The following is a 19,485-nucleotide window of genomic DNA, read 5'->3' as shown; positions in this document are numbered from 1 at the left end:
CACTATGGCGGCATTGCAAACATTGGCAGGAAAATTCGTTCATCTCACCGTGGGTAAAAAGCTCGGCCTTGGATTTGGTCTGATGCTGTTGCTGACGGCAATCATCGCCGGAACCGGCGCACAGTATCTGCGTATCATCGAATCCCGCGCCGATCGCATCGACTTCAGCAACCGGCTGAACGACGAGATCAATCAGGCCAAATACAACCGTGCACTGTTCGGCCAAACCTACAAACCGGAATACCTGAAAAACAACCGCACCAATATCGAAAACGCGGTGAAGCTGATCAACCAGGGCCAGGAACTGAACTGGGATCCCCAGAGCCGGAAAGACCTGCAGCGTTTGGTTGGGCTGATCGGCCAATACCAGCAGCAGCAAAACGCCTTCGAGCAAGCGGTGGCGGCGAAAGACGCGGTACGTCAAAGCTGGAACATGTCGGAAGTGCAGGACAGCCTGAACCAGGTGGAGCGCCAAATCACCAACGCTGATCTGCAACTGGCCTTTATTCAGTTGAACCAGAAGCTGACTCTGGTGCGCTACGGGGCCCGTGGCCTGTTACTGAGCCTGAGCGCGGAATCTGAAGCCCCGCTGGTGGCAGCGATTGACGATGCACGCAGCGCGGCCAACGCGCTCAGTCGGCGACTCAACGACGCCCAGCGCCCTCTGTTGCAGCCCTTGCTGACCGCGCTCGACGACTACAAAAACCGCATTGAAGCCTACCTGCCGGCCTATCAGCAGGAACAAGCGATCAGCCAACGGCTGGGCAACAGCGCACAGGAAGTGGGCACGCTGGTTAACGCCTTTATGCAGGACGAACTGACGCAAACCCATAACGACATCAATTCTGCGCAGTTGCAGATGGGCATCACCACACTGATCGCCATTATTGCCGGGTTGCTGGTGGCCTGGCGCATCACGCTGCAGATCACCCGGCCGCTGCAAAGTACGCTGGCGCTGGCGGAACGCATCGCCAGCGGCGATCTGCGTCAGGCGCAGACCAGCACCCGTCGCGACGAACTGGGTCAGTTGTTAAACGCCGTGGCAGCGATGAGCCAGAACCTGCGCGATATGATTGAAAAAATCCAGATGGGGGTCAGCCAGGTGTCCACCGCCGCCGCAGAGATTGCCGCCGGTAACACCGATTTGTCCTCACGCACCGAACAGCAGGCCGCCGCGGTAGAAGAAACCGCCGCCAGTATGGAACAACTGACCGCCACGGTGAAGCAGAACGCCGAAAACGCCCACCATGCCAATCAGCTGGCCACCGATGCTTCTCAGACGGCCCAGCAGGGCGGCAAGCTGGTGGCGAGCGTGGTCAACACCATGCGCGACATTTCCAGCAGTTCGCAGCGGATTGCCGAAATTACTACCCTGATCAACGGCATTGCCTTCCAAACCAATATTCTGGCGCTCAATGCGGCCGTAGAAGCCGCGCGCGCCGGAGAGCAAGGGCGCGGCTTCTCAGTGGTGGCCAGCGAGGTGCGTAACCTGGCACAACGCAGCGCCCAGGCAGCCAAAGAGATCGAAGGGTTGATTACCGAATCGGTCAGCCGGGTGCAGACCGGCACCAGCCTGGTGGAAAACACCGGTAATACCATGGAGCAAATCGTTCTGTCGGTCACCCATGTGCGAGACATCATGGCGGAGATTGCTGCCGCCTCCGACGAACAGACACGCGGCATCGCCCAAATTGGTCAGGCGATTGTCGAAATGGATCACACCACCCAGCAGAACGCCGCGCTGGTGGAACAATCCGCCGCCGCCGCCGACTCGCTGGAAGAACAGGCGGAAATGCTGTTGCAGAGCGTCTCGGTGTTCCGACTGGCAGAGCATCAGGCCCCTGCCACAGTGAAAAGCGCCGCCATCAAAACACCGGTCGGCAAACCCCAGGCCACCCATGCCGCCGCGCAAGACAACTGGACCACCTTCTGATGCTTCCCCCGCCCGAAACCTCTCGGGCGGGTTATTGTTCCTCCCTGCCAACTCAGGCTATGCTGGACCTTCGACGCGAGACATGGAGGCGCATATGCATCACCCAGAGGTTTACATCGGCACTATCCAACCCTACGAAGGCGGGCGGCCCAGCGGCATTGCCAAACGTCTGGTGGACGGAGCCGTCAAGCTGACCCCACTCGGCCTGGAAGGCGACGAACAGGCGGAAAAAAGTTATCACGGCGGGCCAGACCGCGCGCTGTGTCACTATCCCCGAGAACATTACCACCACTGGCGCGAGCAATTTCCGGCGCAGGCAGAACAGTTCTGCGCACCGGCCTTCGGCGAGAATATCTCTACCCTGGGGCTGACCGAACACAACGTGTTTATGGGTGATATCTTCCGCTGGGGCGAAGCGCTGATCCAGGTCACCCAGCCCCGCTCTCCGTGCTTTAAGCTCAACTACCATTTTGATATCGATGACATCTCGGTGCTGATGCAGCAAAGCGGCCGCTGTGGTTGGCTGTACCGCGTAGTGTCTGCCGGTAAAGTCAGCGGCGATCATCCGCTGGAGCTGGTGACACGCAACAGCGATGTCTCGGTTGCCGAAGCCATCGGTATCGCCTGGCATATGCCGTTTGATGAAGAACAGTATCGCCGCCTGCTGGCGGTGGCCGGGCTGTCCGCCAGCTGGAGCAAAACCATGCTGATGCGCATCAGCGAAGGCCATCTTGAAGACTTTAATCGCCGTTTGCTCGGCCGCTAAAATAGACCGGTTGAAAATAAAACCTGGCGCAGCCTACAGCGCTAAACATTTTCACCGGCCTATACTGTTCAGCGTCGGTCGTTCCGGCAACCTTATTCAGGCAGGAGCAAAGTTATGAACACCCCGTCTCATTCGATTCACCATGCCGCAGCCGAAGGCTACCAGGCTAATGCCGATCGTTACGTTAAAGGGCGTCCGGATTATCCGCCGGAGATAGCTACCTGGCTGCGCGACACCATCGGCCTGCACGCCGGTATGACGGTGATCGATCTCGGTGCCGGTACCGGCAAGTTCACCCCGCGCCTGCTGGAAACCGGTGCGCAGGTGATCGCCGTTGAACCGGTGGCACAGATGCTGGAAAAGCTGTCGGCCGCACTGCCGCAGGTAAAAACCCTGGCCGGTACCGCGGAGTCGATCCCGCTGCCGGATGAGTCGGTCGACGCGGTGGTTTGCGCGCAGTCCTTCCATTGGTTTGCCACGCCACAGGCTTTGGCCGAAATCCAGCGCATCCTTAAGCCCGGCGGCAAGCTTGGCCTGGTTTGGAACATGCGCGATGCGCGTGTGAGTTGGGTGCGTAAGCTCAATCAGATTGTCGACCGCCACGAAGGCGACGCGCCGCGTTTTTACACCGGTGAATGGCGTAAACTTTTTCCGTCCAAAGGATTAGAACCGCTGCAGGAACAGGTGTTTATGCTCGGCCATCAGGGTGCGGTTGAGGATGTGATTTTTAACCGGGTGCGCTCCACCAGCTTTATCGCCGCCTTACCGCCACAGCAGCAGGAACAGGTGATCGAACAGATTCGGCAGTTGGTGGCAGAGGAAGGGGAATTGCAGGGCAAGGACAGCGTGACCGTGCCCTATCAAACCAAGGCGTATTTCACCACCAAGCTATAAAAACCGGGCGCCACAGAGGGCGCCCCGGCAATCAGAAGGCTTTCTTGGCGTAACCGGTGACCACTTTCAGGCCCATTTCACGACCCAGTGCGGTCATCGGGTGCACCACGATCAGGCCGCGCACGTTTTTCTTCAACGTGCCCATGTCCGCCTGTTCTTTCTTGGTGATTTCACGGCTAAACGGCAGTTGGCTCAGCTTTTGCGCTTCGGCGCTCAGCTTCTCAACGCGCACACCTTTCAGGCGCTCGATTTCTGCTGCCATCTTCTCTTTTTCTTTGGTGTGCTGAGCGATCAGGTCAAGATTGCCCTGTTGGATTACCAGGGTATCTTTGTGCTTCAGTGCGTCCAGCAGGTCGCTAAGGCGCTTGATCTCTGCCTTTTCTATCTCTTTCATGGTTTCTGGCCTGTTGTGCCTGTACGGCACGCTAATCAATGATGACCACATTGTAGCAAAATGCGCGCGTGGTTACTCGTCTTGCGCAATGCCCGGCGGCAAGCCACTCATCTCGCAGGCTTTGGCACCGACACGCGCCAGCGCCTGGCTGTAACGCGCATTAAACGGATAACAGCAGGAGAGCCGCAATGCGTTGCGATAGCGGCCGCTGGGGGAATACAGCGTGCCCGGCGTCAGGCATATTTGTTCCTCCAGCATCTGGTGGAACAGCGCCACGCTGTCGACCCCGGCCGGGAACTCCACCCAAAACACAAAACCGCCCGCCGGCTGAGTCGCCCGGGTACCGCGTGGAAAATGGCGTGCAATCAGCGCCCGTGCTTCATCCACCTGGGCAGCATAGCGTTTTCGCAGGTTGCGCAGATGATGATCGTAGCCGCCGGTTTCCAGGAACATCGCCAGCGTTTCCGACAGCAACTGCGATTCCGACATCGACGATACCGCCTTCAGCTTGCGCAATGCCTCGTTAAAGCGGCCGCCGCTGATCCAACCGATGCGAAAGTCCGGCGCCAGCGTCTTGGTAAAGCTGGAGCAGAACAGCACCCAGCCGTCGCGATCGAAAGCTTTCACCGCCGGGGTCAGCGCACCGCCGAACTGCAGCTCTGCGTACAGCCCGTCTTCAATCAATGGCACCTGATGATCGTTCATCAGCCGCGCCAGACGTTTTTTGGCCGCCAACGGCATGGTGCAGCCCAACGGGTTTTGCACCGTCGGCATGGCGATCACCGCATTCAGCCGCTTCTCGTTCAGCAACAGCTCCAGCGCATCCAGCGACAACCCGTGCTGCGGATCGGTAGGGATTTCCAGCGCCTTCAACCCCAGGCTGGCCAGCAGCGGCAGCAGATAAAAATAGGTCGGTGACTCCAGTCCGACGCAGTCGCCCGGCCTGGTGGTTACACGCAGCGCCAGTTGCAGCGCCTCCATGCAGCCGTGAGTCAGTGTGATATCGCCGGGCTCCAGCAGCATGCCCAACGTCATCGAACGCCGGGTGATCTGCTGGCGCAGCCGCAGGCTGCCGGGCGGCAACGCGTACTGGCCAATCAGATTCGGCTGACGGCGTAACTGCGAGGAAAGCATTCGCCCCAACTTGCCGCCGGGATAGAAATCAGAGGTCTGCGGGCAGGCCAGCGAAAGGTTGGTGAACGCCGAATTCTGCTGGGCGGCGAACACCGTGTCGATCAACGCCAGTACGTCATCCGCCGGTGGCTCTATCCGGCTGCTGGTCGGTGAGGCGGCTTTCAGCGCCGGTAAGGTATTGCACACATAGAAGCCAGACTGTGGCCGTGCTTCTATCAACCCGCGATCTTCCAGCGTGCGGTAAGCCGCCACCACGGTATTGATACTGACGCTATGGGTCTGCGCGCAGCGGCGCACCGAAGGTAAACGGCTGCCGGGCAGCAGCGTGCCGCGGCGTATGGCTTCCGCCAGCGTATCCGCCAGTTGCTGATAACGCGTTTCCGGCATTTCATCGAGCAGGGTCACAGTTTGTCTCCAGGCAATGGGTACAGTTCGAATTTGATACAACTGTATCCATGACAATAGCGGGTTTTTGGTTCTGTCACCATCTGCCCGTAGGTTTTATGCTGGTTCCCTTGCTCCTCGGCCTTTTAAGGAACCCTTATGCTGGACTCCGCCTTTATCAGTTATGTCACCGTCATGTCGATTACCCCTGGTCCCAACAACCTGCTGCTGGCATCGTCCGGGGTTAATTTTGGTCTGCGTCGCACCCTGCCAATGGTGTTTGGCATTAGCGTCGGCTGTGCGGTACAACTGGCTCTGACCACCACCCTGCTGGCCCTGATCCTGAGTTCAGTCGGTATGATTCGCTTTCCGCTGGCGGTGATCGGCTGTACCTACCTGCTGTGGCTGTCATGGAAATTGTTCAGGGCGGCATCGCCGGACGGTAAACAACAGGCACAGCCGATGCGCTTAATCCACGGCGCTTTGTTTCAGGCGGTGAATCCCAAAGCCTGGCTGATGGCAATTAACGTGGCCATTCTGTTCACCCCACGCGAAGGGGCCAGCCTCAGCCATACGCTGATGATCATTGCCGGTTTCACCGCCCTGAACATTCCTTGCGTACTGGTATGGGCGATATTGGGCGATCGCCTGCGTGATGCGCTGCGCGTGACCTGGAAACTGCGGGTGTTTAATGGCGTCATGGCGGGGTTGATGGCAGCCACGGCTCTGTGGCTGTTATTCGACGAGTGGCGCGCGGCCTTTGCTTAATTGCGGCCGAGCGGGGAAAGCCGGGACGGTTGCTTGGCACCGATGCCGGCAATCAGATCGGTGACCGACAGCACCATAGTCGAACGCAATACCTGCTGATATCGCTGACGCTGCATGGCGATCAGCGATTCGTCCGCCTCTCCAGGTTGCAGGAAGGTGGGCACCGGTGGCAGTGCGGCCACGCAATGCAGTTCGCCAAACGGCCCGAGAATTTCATCATCGACAAAGCGGTATTCCTCCCCATCGTGGTTCAGTTCTTCGCGCATCGCCATCAGCAGTTCGGCATCTTCGTACTCGTGACGCGAAATCACCCCCAGCCCATACATCAGCTTCAGGCGCACCGACAGTTCACCCAATGGCCCGGCACCGGACAATAGGGGTTCGACGGCATACTTCACCGCATAGTCGTCCTTGCGGAACACCTGCACCACCAATACGTTGAGCGCTTCCGCCAGCAGCTCTACTGCCGCGATCAGAAAACTGCGCACCGTCTTGCCTGCGTTCAGTCGTTCCAGAACCTGATTTTCAAATGCCTGTGCTTCTTCCATCGTCGCTTTTCGAATGGCCTGGGTGGCGCCGTCAATGCCGAAGTCGGGGTGTAGGGGCGCAACGGGCTGCGCCCGAAGATTCATCATGCCGAATCTACTTTTGCATGGCGTTATACACAGCAACAGCCTGTTCTACAACCTCACTTTCCGCCGGCAGGCCGGAAATTTGCGCCAGCGCCGCTTTTGGCCCCAGTTTGGCCAGCAGCTCCACCAGCTCTTTGGCCTGCGGATCCTGCTCGCTGCGGTAACTCATGGCAGCAGCAATCCCCTGGATCAGGTTGGCATGCGGCAGACCGTATTCCAGCGTGCCGAGCAACGGTTTGATCAGACGATCGCCGGCGCTCAGCTTACGCAGCGGCTGACGGCCCACACGCTCAACGTCGTCATGCAGATACGGGTTCTCAAAGCGGCTGAGGATTTTGTCGATATAAGCGGCGTGCCTGGCGGCATCAAAACCGTAGCGTTTGATCAGCACCGCACCGCTTTCTTCCATCGCACCTTTCACCACGCGGCGGATCGCCGGGTCGAGAATGGCATCGCGAATGGTCAGTAGCCCGGCCTGTTGGCCCAAATAGGCGGTAATCGCATGGCCGGTATTGAGCGTGAACAGCTTGCGCTCAACAAACGCCATCAGGTTATCGGTCAGCTCCATGCCGGCGATCGCCGGTGGCTGGCCCTTGAACTGGGTCTGATCGACAATCCACTCGCTGAAGGTTTCTACCGTCACTTCCAGTGGATCGCTGCTGCCTGCTTCGGCCGGCGGCACAATACGGTCAACCGCCGAGTCGACAAAGCCGACATGCTGTTCGACCCATGCCTGCTCATCCTGCGGCAAGACATCGAACACGTGCTGTTTTAACTGGCTGGTGCCACGCACCATGTTCTCGCAGGCGATGATGTTTAGCGGTTGGCTGTTGCCCTGCTGATGACGTTTGATCAGCCCTTTGGCGATAGTCCCGGCAATTTTAGCCAGGATCTGCGGGCCCACGGCGGTGGTCACGATATCCGCTTCGGCGATCAGAGCGACAGCCTCTTCACTGCCGCTGTTCACCGCGCTGACGTTGTTAACCTGCTCGACCCGGGCCTGCTCGCCGACCACGTGGACCTGATAGCTTTTACGGCTGTTCAGCAGGTCCAGCACCGTCTGGTTAACATCGGCAAAGGTCAGTTCGGCCTGCGCGTCTGCCAGCAGCTTGCCGATAAAACCACGCCCAATATTTCCCGCACCAAAATGTAATGCTTTCATATTCCTACCTTTCTAATGTCGAAGGGTGCAGCAAGCTGCACCCCTTAAAATGATTCTGTTATCCGACTTTTTTGCCACCCAGCAGATCCAACACTTCCTGCACACTGGTGGTATTCGCCAGCCGCTCGATGACACCATCGTCATCCAACGCGTTGGTCAGGCTGGTGATCACCTGGATATGTTCGTTATTGCGAGCCGCGATGCCGATGACCAACCGAGCCACCTCATCCTCTTCATCACCAAAACGCACGCCCTGCGGGTATTGGCAGAACACCACGCCGGTGCGCAACACCCGATCTTTGGCTTCGATGGTGCCGTGCGGCACGGCGATCGACTCGCCCAGATAGGTGGAGGTAAGTTTTTCGCGCTCCAGCATCGCCGGGACGTATTCCGGTTCAACGTAGCCACCTTTGACCAGTTGCTCACCGGCGAAGCGGATCGCCTGCTCTTTGTCGCTGGCCTGCAGGTTAAGGAACACGTTACTTTCGCTCAGTCGGAACAGGTTTTGCTCGCTCGCTTCAAAGCTGTCGTCCAGCGTGCTAATGACTTTCTGTTGGTTATCGGTGGTTTTGTTGGCTGCCACCAGGCGCTCGGTCAGATCGTTATACAGCTTGCTGTCGAGGAAGTTGGTCAGCGAGATATGCTGAGCCTGTGGCGCATGGCGCATCGCGCGCTCGGTCAGGTCACGGTGAGTGATCACCAGATCCACATCGTCCGGCAGGCTGTTGATCGCGCTGTTGGTCACCGAGATGTTTTTCAGCCCGGCATCTGCCACTTTCTTGCGCAGCACACCGGCCCCCATCGCACTGGAGCCCATACCGGCATCGCAGGCAACGATGATTTTACGTACCGTGGTCAGGTCACCATCCACGGCGGCATGAGCCGCTGCACCGCCTTTAGACTGCGATTTCATTTCTTGCATGCGGCGAGTCGCCTCTTCCAGGTCGTCCTCTTCTTTCACTTTTGAGGTTTTCAGCAAGAAACTGGCGACCACAAATGACACCACAAATGCCGCACCGATGGCCGCCAGGTTGGCAAAATAAGCGCCCTTCGGCGTCATCGCCAACACCGCCAGAATCGAGCCAGGAGAAGCCGGAGAAACCAGACCGCCATTCAACAGGGTCAGGGTGAATACGCCGGTCATACCGCCCAGGATCACCGCCAGCAGCAGGCGTGGGTTCATCAGTACGTACGGGAAGTAGATTTCGTGGATACCACCGAAGAAGTGGATGATCGCCGCACCGCCCGCAGACTGCTTGGCACTGCCGCGACCAAAGAACATGTAGGCCATCAGCACGCCCATACCCGGACCTGGGTTGGCTTCAATCAGGAAGAAGATGGACTTACCGGTTTCTGTCGCCTGCTGGATGCCCAGCGGTGAGAAGATGCCGTGGTTAATGGCGTTGTTCAGGAACAGGATTTTCGCCGGCTCCACGAAGATCGACGCCAGTGGCAACAGGTTGTTGGTCACCATGATATTTACACCGGTAGCCAGGATATGCGACAACCCTTCTACCAGCGGCCCAATGGCCATAAACGACAGAATGGCCAGCAACATACCGATAATGCCGGCGGAGAAGTTGTTCACCAACATCTCAAAACCGCTTTTGATCTTGCCGTCTACCCAGCGGTCAAAATGCTTGATCGCCCAGCCGCCCAACGGACCGGCAATCATCGCGCCGAGGAACATCGGCATGTCCGCACCGACAATCACACCCATGGTAGTGATGGCACCGACCACGCCACCGCGATCGCCACCCACCAACCGGCCACCGGTAAAGCCGATCAGCAACGGCAGCAGGTAGGTAATCATTGGGCCAACCAGTTTGGCTAAGGTTTCGTTCGGCAGCCAGCCGGTAGGAATGAATAACGCGGTGATGATACCCCAGGCGATAAATGCGCCAATGTTGGGCATCACCATGTTGCTTAAGAAGCGGCCAAAGTTTTGAACTTTGACTTTGATGTCTGGTGAAAACATAAAACACACCCCTATTGTTACGCGCTGACAATAGAGCGCGTGATTATTGTTGTAACGGTCCAGCTGTGTTGGTGCTGTCTACTAAATGGACTCTATCACGCTGTTTTTTGCCCGGCGAACCTTCCGAACATTTGTGACGCAGATCACCAACAACACCCCATTGGCAGGGTGGTTATAGTGATATGCGTCACACTTACTCGGTGTAAAAAAAAGACAATGGTCTGAATTCGCCCTGAAAACCGATAAAAATGAGATATACATCACATTTTGATATTGCGTGTTTGTTTTTAAATTGTGATGTTGGTCACAATTTATTTATCGGTGGCTACCGAATCCTGGTTTGGGGGACGTTCTTCCCTGTGAGCATTCATCCCGTCGGGAAATAGCGGTGCGATGAATGAAAGAAAACTACATATTGGAAAACGATGATTAATTGAAGTGTAGTACAGAAGCGTCGGTCAGGAAGTGAGCAAGTTGCTGGAAAGACTGGAAGGGAAAGCAATGGCAGGAGGAAAATGGCAGAAGCCGTTATGCCGGCTTCTGCGTTTACACTATTACTGGGTGACGCTTGAAACGGTTTTCTGTGCGTTCAGTAAATCCTGCTGCTTGGCCACCAGATTCGACATCATGGTGTTGTACTGCGTTGCCTGCTGGGAGGTACGGAACTGCACGCCGTTATTGTTAAAACTCACCTGATTACCCTGAGTACGCAGGAAATCCCCAACCTGCACCAGATCCTGAACGAAACTGGCGGTAGTAGGAATAACCGGCATCAGCGCATTGGCCGGCCCGGTGACAATCTTGTCATAGGCCTGGTTATACACCGCTTTCAGGTCGTCAGGTTGCTTCAGTGCGGCCCGGGCGGTATCCGCCTGTGACTTGGCTGACTGGATCTGCTGCCCCAGCAGGTTCAGCGCCCCCACGGACTGTTGCAGCATATCACGCTTGCTCATGTAGTCCTGCGCGGTGCGGATCTGGTTAATTTGATCCAACGCCGGCGTCAGGCTGGCATCCAGTGATTTGGACAACTGCTGTGAAAAACCGACCAAAATGGCGTAATCACCGGCATAGTTGCCGAACTTCTGTTTCTGATCTTCGCTCAGCGTCGGGATTTTCGCGCCGCTGCGCATCACCGTATTCTGTATGTAATCAATGAACGCCTTGCGTTGTTCCGGCTCTTTATCGCCGCAAGCAGTCAATTGCATGACCACCAACAATGCCAATACCGGGGCCAACCAACGCGCGAAATTTCTGCTCTGGATCCCTACCGCCATGTGACATAACTCCTGTTATAAACCTGCTTTTTCATCGGACTCCGTCCCTTTTTCTGCACTCCCTGCGCCTATAAGAATAGATCAACTGAGTGCGATACGATACGCGATTCACCTTTCGGGGCTTATTCTTCGGTGAAAGGCCCACATGCAAGGCGTTATGCTCCCTGGCAAGGGGCTACTGTACCGGCTCAGGGGCATGATACACTTTTGTATCATTTATCACCGGGCCAAGCTGCGCATGCCATCCTATCAGCCACCGTTGACCATAAGCTCACGCATTCTGCATCTGGTAACCGATGTCGGTGCCCGGCTTGCGCACTTAAAAATGCAGGCCGAGCAAGAGCATGCCCTACGGCTGCGCCGCATCAACCGCATCCGCACTATTCAGGGCTCTCTGGCTATCGAGGGCAATACCTTGAGTGAAGAGCAGATCACCGCCATCATCGAGGGCAAACGTATCATTGCCCCGCCTCGCGATATTCAGGAAGCGCTTAACGCCATTCGTTGCTATGGCAATCTGAGCAACTGGCGTCCCGTGCAGGAGGAGGATTTACTCGCTGCACACCGTATGTTGATGGAAGGTCTGCTGCCTGATGCCGGGCATTATCGCCATGGTGGGGTCGGGGTCATGAATGGCAAAACTGTCATTCATATGGCGCCGCCGGCAGAACGGGTCTCGCTGTTAGTTCGCCAACTGCTGGCCTGGCTAGAAGAGACCGATCTGCCACCGTTGATCGGCAGTTGCGTATTCCATTACGAGTTCGAGTTTATTCACCCTTTCGCCGACGGTAACGGACGAATGGGCAGACTGTGGCAAACGCTAATCCTGTCACGTTGGGACCCCTTGTTTGCCAACGTCCCGGTTGAAAGCCTGGTACATGACAATCAGCCCGGTTATTACCAGGCGCTGAATACCAGTAACCAACGGAGCGACTGCGCTCCCTTTGTCGAGTTTATGCTGGACATGATCTTGCGAGCGCTGGAAAAAAGTCTCACCCCCCAAGTCACCCCCCAAGTCACCCCCCAAGTCGCCGAGCTACTGGTGATATTGAAGCGGGAGATGTCACGCGAAGAAATTCAATACGCACTTCAGTTACAGGATAGAAAATCTTTTCGGGAGCGCTATTTGCGCCCGGCGTTGAACGCACAGCTGATTGAAATGACACTGCCGGAGAAACCCAACAGCCGTCTGCAGAAATATCGGCTAACCCTCAAGGGCGACGCGCTGCGGAAACAGCAATAAAAAAGGCACCCTAAGGCGCCTTTTCACAGCAGAACCGCTTATTGCAGCACGGAGATATCCGCTACCTGCAGGAACAGCTCACGCAGCTTGCTCAGCAGCGTCAGACGGTTCACACGCACCGCTTCGTCTTCTGCCATCACCATGACGTTGTCGAAGAACGCATCAACCGGCTCACGCAGGTCAGCCAGTTCCACCAGCGCATCCTGATAGTTGCCTGCCGCAAAATACGGCTCCAGCTTATCGCGCAACACCACCAGGTGGGTCGCCAATTGGATCTCAGCCGCTTCTTTCAATACCGAGGCATGCACTCGGTCATTCAGCGTATCGGTAGATTTGGCCAGGATATTGGAAACGCGTTTGTTGGCCGCAGCCAGCGCTGCTGCCGCTTCCAACGTACGGAAGTGGGTCACGGCTTTAACGCGAGCGTCAAAGTCTGCCGGTTTGGTCGGACGACGTGCCAACACCGCCTGAATGGTGTCAACGGCATGGCCTTCTTCCTGATACCAGGCGCGGAAGCGACCCAGCATAAACTCGACCACCTCGTCGACCACCTTGGCGTTGGTCAGCTTGCTGCCGTACAGGCGCACGGCCTCTTCGGTCAGGGTCTGCAGATCCAGCGACAGGTTTTTCTCAACGATAATACGCAGCACGCCCAGTGCAGCACGGCGCAGTGCGAACGGGTCCTTGTCGCCTTTCGGATGTTGCCCAATGCCGAAAATACCGGCCAGGGTGTCCATCTTGTCGGCGATCGCCAGCGAACAGGCCACCAGCGACTCTGGCAGCGCATCACCGGCAAAGCGCGGCTGGTACTGCTCATTCAGTGCAACGGCAACGTCTTCCGCTTCGCCGTCGTGACGCGCATAGTGCATGCCCATCACGCCCTGGGTGTCGGTGAATTCGAAGACCATGTTGGTCATCAGATCACACTTCGACAGCAGGCCCGCACGGGTGGCGTGGTTAACATCGGCGCCAATCTGGCCGGCAACCCAGCCCGCCAGCGTCTGAATACGATCGGTCTTGTCGCGCAGGGTACCCAGTTGCTGTTGGAACAGCACGGTTTCCAGACGCGGCAGGTTATCTTCCAGACGTTTTTTGCGGTCGGTGTTGAAGAAGAACTCGGCATCGGCCAGACGCGGGCGCACCACCTTCTCGTTACCGGAGATAATTTGCTGCGGATCTTTGGATTCGATATTGGCCACAAAGATAAAGTTCGGCATCAGTTTGCCCGCGGCGTCATACACCGGGAAATACTTCTGATCGCCCTTCATGGTGTACACCAGCGCTTCCGCCGGCACCGCCAGGAATTTTTCTTCGAATTTGGCGGTCAACACCACCGGCCACTCGACCAGCGAGGCCACTTCTTCCAGCAGGCTTTCGCTCAGATCGGCCTTGCCACCAAGGGTCGAAGCAGCCAGCTCGGCGTCACGCTTGATCATCGCCTTACGGGTTTCGTAATCGGCGATCACCTTGCCGCGCTCCAGCAGGATCTGCGGATATTGGTCGGCATTGTCGATAGTGAACTCGGCTTCACCCATGAAACGGTGGCCGCGAACAGTGCGGGCAGAATCGATGCCCAGCACGGTGCCCGGGATCAGTTCTGCACCCAGCAGCATCGTCACGGTGTGCACCGGACGCACGAACTGCACCTCGGAATCGCCCCAGCGCATCAGTTTCGGGATCGGCAGCTTGGCCAGTGAATTGCTGACCATGCCCGCCAGCAGCGCTTGCGCGGACTGGCCTTTAACGTGGGCGCGATACAGCAGCCATTCACCTTTGTCGGTCGCCAGACGTTCGGCCTGATCGACGGTAATACCACAACCGCGTGCCCAACCTTCGGCCGCTTTGCTTGGCTTGCCTTCGGCGTCAAACGCCTGGGCAATGGCCGGACCGCGTTTTTCGACTTCGCGATCGGCCTGTGCAGCGCTCAGATTAGCCACTTTCAGCGCCAGACGGCGTGGAGCGGCAAACCAGCTCACTTCGCCGTGCTCTAGGTTGGCGCTATCCAGCTCGGCGGTAAAATTCGCGGCAAAAGCTTCTGCCAGTGAACGAAGAGCCTTCGGCGGCAGCTCTTCCGTGCCGATTTCCACCAGGAAAGTCTGTTGAGTCATGGCTGCCTCTTAGCTCTTGTTCTTTTTGCACATTGGGAAGCCCAGCGCTTCGCGAGAAGCGTAGTAGGCCTCGGCAACGGCTTTGGTCAGCGTGCGGATACGCAGAATATAACGCTGACGCTCGGTCACCGAGATCGCCTTGCGCGCATCCAACAGGTTGAAGGTGTGGCCGGCCTTCAGAATACGTTCGTAAGCCGGCAGCGGCAGTGGTTTTTCCAGCGCCAGCAGCGACTGGGCTTCTTTCTCGTACTGCTCAAAGCAGGAGAACAGGAAGTCCACATCGGCGTATTCGAAGTTGTAAGTAGACTGCTCCACTTCGTTCTGGTGGAACACGTCACCATAGGTGGTCACACCCAGCGGGCCGTCGCTCCACACCAGATCGTAGACGCTGTCCACGCCCTGGATATACATCGCCAGACGTTCCAGACCGTAGGTGATCTCGCCGGTTACCGGTTTGCACTCCATGCCGCCAACCTGCTGGAAGTAAGTGAACTGCGTCACTTCCATGCCGTTCAGCCACACTTCCCAGCCCAGGCCCCAGGCGCCAAGCGTCGGGTTTTCCCAGTTATCTTCTACGAAACGGATGTCGTGAATGGTCGGATCCAGACCCAGCTCTTTCAACGAGCCCAGGTACAGTTCCTGAATGTTGTCCGGTGACGGCTTAATCACCACCTGGAACTGATAGTAATGTTGCAGGCGGTTCGGGTTTTCACCGTAGCGGCCGTCGGTCGGACGGCGGGATGGCTGCACGTAGGCGGTAGCCATAGGCTCCGGGCCCAGTGCGCGCAGGCACGTCATCGGGTGTGAGGTTCCCGCGCCGACTTCCATGTCCAATGGTTGAACGATGGTGCAGCCCTGGCGCGCCCAATAGTCCTGCAGTGTCAGGATCAGGCCCTGAAAGGTCTTGGTATCAAACTTTTGCATGTTGAATTCGCACGCGATACAAGTGGATTTAAATGGGATGCGCCAGTATACCCGTTGACCGTAAGATATACAGCCCGAATCCGGCAACAAGTGCGAATCATCAAAGAAGCGCGGGGTTTTACGCACTGAAATGGGGCAAATGCGCCCGCATGGCACGGTTTCACGCTGCGGATACATAACGAACCCCTGCCCTCCCTGGCCGCCGAGAGTGGCACTAACCTTGCTAGCGTCCTGATAATCAACATTTCAGGAGGTTCGCTGATGACTACCGCCTTAACCGACAGCCGCTATCGCTACCGTATTTTCGCCATGGTGTTCTTTATTGCGTTGATCAACTACGTCGATCGCGGTGCGCTTTCCTTCGCCGCCAACGATATCTCCCGTGAATTCAACTTCAACAAGGCCCAGTTGGGTGCCGTACTCGGTTACTTCGGCTTTGGCTATTTGTTTGGTTCGCTGTGCGGAGGCTTTCTGGCCGACCGCGTCGGCACTAAAAAGGTCTGGCTGATCGCCGGGGCACTGTGGTCGCTACTGGAGATCGCCACCGCCTGGGCGGGTGAACTGGGGGTAGCGCTGTTCGGGGGTTCGGCAATCATGGGTTTCGCCGCACTGCGTATCATGTTCGGTTTTGCCGAAGGGCCGGCCTATGCGCTGATGAACAAAACCATCGCTAACTGGGCACCGCGTAAAGAGCGTGGGTTTTCATTGGGTATCGGGCTGCTTAGCACCCAGGTGGGATCGCTGCTGACCGCACCGCTGGCGGTGGGGTTGCTACTGCTGACCGATGACTGGCGCAGCATGTTTATTTTGCTGGGTTTGTTCTCGCTGCTCGCCATTCTGCTGTTTGCCCGCTTCTTCACCGACACGCCGCAAGAGCATCCGGAGGTCAATGCAGCTGAACTGGCAGCCATCAGCGCCGATCAGGATGCAGACAGCCAGCAACCACGTCTGCCGTGGTGGGCTTTCTTCACCAACCGTACGCTGGTGTTTAACGCCCTGGGTTACTTCTCTTTCCTCTATGTCACCTTTGTGCTGGTCACCTGGGGGCCCAAATACCTGCAAGACACCTTTAATTACGATCTGCACTCGCTGTGGTATGTGGCGATGATCCCGTGGAGTGGTGCCTGTTTCACCGTTCTGCTCGGCGGTCGCATCGCCGACTCGCTGCTGAGACGCTTCGGCAACCTGCGGCTGGCCCGTAATCTGTTTGCGGCAGTCACGCTGCTGCTGACCGGCACCTGCTTCCTGCTGATCCCCTTTATGAGCACGCCGACCGAAATCATTCTGCTGATGACACTGGGTAATGCGCTGAATGCGCTGGTGAATAATGTGTATTGGTCGGTGGTGATCGACGTCACACCGAAGGCTTCAGTAGGCGCCTACAGCGGTATGACGCTGGCGATTGCCAATATTGCCTCGATCACCGCACCGATGCTGAGCGGCTGGCTGGCACAACACCACGGCTATGGCGCCATGTTCTTAGCCACCGCCGTGGTGTCTTTCTGCAGCATGCTGTGCATGACCTTGCTGCAGCCGGAAAGAAAGATCGGGGCCGACAGCTCGCTGGTGAACCATAGTGGTATTCAGCACGCAGCGCAGCGATAACAACAAAACCATGAGGCAAGGATGCCGTCAGATTAACGCATGTCGAGTTAAGTTAATTTTGCTACCCGCCGACAATAGCGAATCTATTATCTACGCGATTGATAACATACCGGCAATAATAGTGCTTATAAAAACATCCTCAGGTGAAACATTGCAGGGATAATTAGTAAACAAACGATGCAAAGATTAAAATAATCATTATCAACAGGAAAGAAACTCTCGATTATAACAAGCATCTATCAATCATTTATCTCTAAGGCTAAAAATTTACTTGCCGACTTGACTCTGGTAGGATTACCTATCGCACATTAACAATGTTGCAAGACGTAATTAAATTTAAAATTCGATTATGGAAGATGTAGAAATGATAGAAGTTTTTGATGTAGATTACAATCTACTGTCGGATAACCGATCGAAAGAATTATTCTCTTTAAGAAAGAGAACATTTAAGGATCGTCTCGACTGGATTGTGAATTGTGAAAACAACATGGAGTTTGACGAGTATGATAACAATCATACTACCTATCTGTTTGGCATGTATGACAACATGGTAGTCTGCAGCCTGCGTTTTATAGAAACAAAATATAATAATATGATTACCGGCACGTTTAAATCCTATTTTAACAAAATAGAAATTCCGGAAGGTAATTACATAGAAGCCAGCAGACTCTTTATCGATAAAGAACGTGTGCAGACGTTGAAACTGCAAAAGAAACCCATCAGTTCAATACTATTTTTATCAATGATAAATTATGCAAGAAATTACGGTTACCAGGGGATCTATGCCATTATTAGCCACCCCATGCTAATTATCTTCCAAAGATCCGGTTGGGAAATATCTGTGGTCGAGCAAGGACAGTCAGAGAAAAACCAGCGTATCTATCTTATTTATATGCCGGTTGACGATCGTAACCAGCAGATATTGATCGATCGCATCAACTTGGCCCATCCTGGCTTAACTCCGGATCGCGACGCCTGGCCATTAGCCTTCCGCGTCAGGCAGCACGGGTCTTATGAGCTGTAGCTCAACGCCTAGCCTGATAGCATGCTTGGCGTTTGTAACCCCCAGTTTTTTGACAGCATTACCAATATGATATTTTATTGTGGTGAGTTTGATCCCCAGGATTAATGCAATCTCCTGATAGGATTTCCCCATGCTTGCCCAGTAAATTATCTCATTCTCTCGCTTCGAGAATATTTCTTTATTATTCATTTTGTCAAAATAGGTGGGGCTATTGATTTCCTTGTAAAACGTAGTGAGTTTATCATGCATAGTAATTAACAGCATTTGGAGTTTGTCTTGGTTAGCCGTTATTCTCTCTTCTATATTATCGTCACAATGCTTATCAATCATGATAGATAGCACCACCAAATTATGATTATGATCGTGCAGCACAAATGTATAGCCATTAACTACATTATAATTTTTCGCCATGTCAAAAATTTTTGGCAGCTTTAACCCTGGGTCAATCATTATATTTTCATCCCAGGAGAAAGGTGTAATGCGACGTGAGGCAGTAATCAGAACAGGATCAATAAACTGATAGTTATTATCTGTATAAAACTCAAACCATTCCGTTCTGTTCGAAATTATCGCAAAATTCGCCGGATTTCTTTTATTCATTATGGCATAGGCGTACTTCACATTACTATATTCGCTAAGTTTAGCTTCCAAATCGTTTTTTATGGAGGTGTTAATAATTTCATTATTGAAGAATGAATTTGACACTCAATCGTCTCCTTGAAAAATGAAAGTCCATCATAAATAAAAAGTATAACATAAAAACTACTTATGGCATAACTGAGAAAGCCGCCAAATAATATGATCCAAAAAGATAATTTAAAACGACACTCAACTTTATTTACACAATAAAGTTAATCACGGTGCGTTAATTTAATTAGATTAAAAGCCTGGCTATCATCACCAGAACACTTGGCAAATCTGGGTAAACAAGGAGAAATTCCGATAATTAACTGCCAAAGCATTCAGATGATTGAAATGTTAATTTTAATAACAAAATAAACAAGGGAGCTACATATCCAGGCAGGCATTACGAGTAAATACGAAGAGAAGCAAACCATTCGCTATCAAGGGCAAAAAACCAATAACTTCCTCACCCCATCAAATGACAGGGTGAAAGAAAGAAATTGACAATCAAAATATAGAAAACAATAATATTTAAATATTATTTCCCTGGTGTTGGCCAAATTGGCTATCTGATCCTGATTCAGGATCAGTTTTTTTTTGTAATGTGTGTCTTGTTTTTCTGGGGTAACAATAAAGTC

The 19,485-nt window shown here is 54.8% G+C and carries 16 protein-coding genes; 7 read left to right on the top strand and 9 right to left on the bottom strand.

What is annotated here, in order from left to right; translation table 11 throughout:
- Positions 1–4 precede the first annotated feature (4 nt).
- The 3 genes from NHG65_RS00245 to NHG65_RS00235 all read left to right on the top strand — a co-directional run bounded on the left by NHG65_RS00245 (position 5) and on the right by NHG65_RS00235 (position 3,593).
- Positions 5–1,933, top strand: coding sequence for a methyl-accepting chemotaxis protein (locus NHG65_RS00245; RefSeq protein ID WP_499182820.1), 1,929 nt, complete (start codon positions 5–7; stop codon positions 1,931–1,933).
- 94 nt (positions 1,934–2,027) lie between these two features.
- Positions 2,028–2,699 carry a 6-hydroxyaminopurine reductase gene (gene yiiM, locus NHG65_RS00240; protein ID WP_499182819.1) on the top strand — a complete coding sequence of 224 codons (672 nt, stop codon included), beginning with the start codon at positions 2,028–2,030 and terminating at the stop codon, positions 2,697–2,699.
- A gap of 114 nt (positions 2,700–2,813) precedes the next feature.
- Positions 2,814–3,593 carry a class I SAM-dependent methyltransferase gene (locus NHG65_RS00235; RefSeq protein WP_499182818.1) on the top strand — a complete coding sequence of 260 codons (780 nt, stop codon included), beginning with the start codon at positions 2,814–2,816 and terminating at the stop codon, positions 3,591–3,593.
- A 31-nt stretch (positions 3,594–3,624) separates the two neighbouring features.
- Here the strand turns inward: NHG65_RS00235 and NHG65_RS00230 are convergent, their stop codons facing one another.
- Together NHG65_RS00230 and NHG65_RS00225 are read right to left on the bottom strand one after the other, a co-directional pair.
- Positions 3,625–3,987: a YibL family ribosome-associated protein gene (locus tag NHG65_RS00230; protein ID WP_099062263.1), complete on the bottom strand. Its 363-nt coding sequence runs from the start codon at positions 3,985–3,987 to the stop codon at positions 3,625–3,627.
- Positions 3,988–4,059: 72 nt separating this feature from the next.
- Entirely contained in the window at positions 4,060–5,526 is a 1,467-nt protein-coding gene (locus NHG65_RS00225) for an aminotransferase-like domain-containing protein (RefSeq protein ID WP_085115204.1), read from the bottom strand.
- 138 nt (positions 5,527–5,664) lie between these two features.
- On the opposite strand from NHG65_RS00225, the gene NHG65_RS00220 reads away from it, so the two are divergent.
- The gene (locus NHG65_RS00220; RefSeq protein WP_219015054.1) at positions 5,665–6,273 is read left to right on the top strand and encodes a LysE family translocator; all 609 of its coding nucleotides are present in this window, start codon (positions 5,665–5,667) and stop codon (positions 6,271–6,273) included.
- Here NHG65_RS00220 and NHG65_RS00215 read toward each other — a convergent pair.
- The 4 genes from NHG65_RS00215 to NHG65_RS00200 form a co-directional block, all read right to left on the bottom strand.
- Entirely contained in the window at positions 6,270–6,821 is a 552-nt protein-coding gene (locus NHG65_RS00215; RefSeq protein WP_221344842.1) for an MltR family transcriptional regulator, read from the bottom strand. The genes NHG65_RS00220 and NHG65_RS00215 overlap by 4 nt on opposite strands.
- 94 nt (positions 6,822–6,915) lie before the next feature.
- Positions 6,916–8,067, bottom strand: coding sequence for a mannitol-1-phosphate 5-dehydrogenase (locus NHG65_RS00210; RefSeq protein WP_099062266.1), 1,152 nt, complete (start codon positions 8,065–8,067; stop codon positions 6,916–6,918).
- Between the two features lie 58 nt (positions 8,068–8,125).
- Complete coding sequence (locus NHG65_RS00205) at positions 8,126–10,045, bottom strand: PTS mannitol transporter subunit IICBA (protein ID WP_099062267.1); 1,920 nt, start codon at positions 10,043–10,045, stop codon at positions 8,126–8,128.
- A 554-nt stretch (positions 10,046–10,599) separates the two neighbouring features.
- Positions 10,600–11,319 carry a DUF3053 domain-containing protein gene (locus NHG65_RS00200; RefSeq protein ID WP_099062268.1) on the bottom strand — a complete coding sequence of 240 codons (720 nt, stop codon included), beginning with the start codon at positions 11,317–11,319 and terminating at the stop codon, positions 10,600–10,602.
- A 196-nt stretch (positions 11,320–11,515) separates the two neighbouring features.
- Here NHG65_RS00200 and NHG65_RS00195 point away from each other — a divergent pair, with 196 nt between their 5' ends.
- Positions 11,516–12,562 (top strand): Fic family protein, encoded by a 1,047-nt coding sequence (locus NHG65_RS00195; RefSeq protein ID WP_260329072.1) that lies wholly within the window; start codon positions 11,516–11,518, stop codon positions 12,560–12,562.
- Between the two features lie 38 nt (positions 12,563–12,600).
- Here NHG65_RS00195 and glyS read toward each other — a convergent pair whose 3' ends face one another.
- Complete coding sequence (gene glyS, locus NHG65_RS00190) at positions 12,601–14,670, bottom strand: glycine--tRNA ligase subunit beta (protein WP_207978704.1); 2,070 nt, start codon at positions 14,668–14,670, stop codon at positions 12,601–12,603.
- Positions 14,671–14,679: 9 nt separating this feature from the next.
- Complete coding sequence (gene glyQ / locus NHG65_RS00185; protein ID WP_012004542.1) at positions 14,680–15,594, bottom strand: glycine--tRNA ligase subunit alpha; 915 nt, start codon at positions 15,592–15,594, stop codon at positions 14,680–14,682.
- A 261-nt stretch (positions 15,595–15,855) separates the two neighbouring features.
- On the opposite strand from glyQ, the gene NHG65_RS00180 reads away from it, so the two are divergent.
- Positions 15,856–17,199 carry an MFS transporter gene (locus tag NHG65_RS00180; protein ID WP_499182817.1) on the top strand — a complete coding sequence of 448 codons (1,344 nt, stop codon included), beginning with the start codon at positions 15,856–15,858 and terminating at the stop codon, positions 17,197–17,199.
- Positions 17,200–17,563: 364 nt separating this feature from the next.
- A complete protein-coding gene (locus tag NHG65_RS00175; RefSeq protein WP_219015071.1) occupies positions 17,564–18,223 on the top strand; it encodes an acyl-homoserine-lactone synthase in 660 nt (219 codons plus the stop codon).
- Here NHG65_RS00175 and NHG65_RS00170 read toward each other — a convergent pair.
- Positions 18,182–18,928 carry a helix-turn-helix transcriptional regulator gene (locus NHG65_RS00170; RefSeq protein WP_219015051.1) on the bottom strand — a complete coding sequence of 249 codons (747 nt, stop codon included), beginning with the start codon at positions 18,926–18,928 and terminating at the stop codon, positions 18,182–18,184. The two genes, NHG65_RS00175 and NHG65_RS00170, sit on opposite strands and share 42 nt — an antisense overlap.
- Positions 18,929–19,485 lie beyond the last annotated feature (557 nt).

The sequence above is a fragment of the Serratia myotis genome (genome assembly GCF_027474885.1).
Lineage (GTDB): Bacteria > Pseudomonadota > Gammaproteobacteria > Enterobacterales > Enterobacteriaceae > Serratia > Serratia proteamaculans.
The sequence above is the reverse complement of the archived record's forward strand: the minus strand, read 5'-3'. Positions and strand labels throughout refer to the sequence as shown.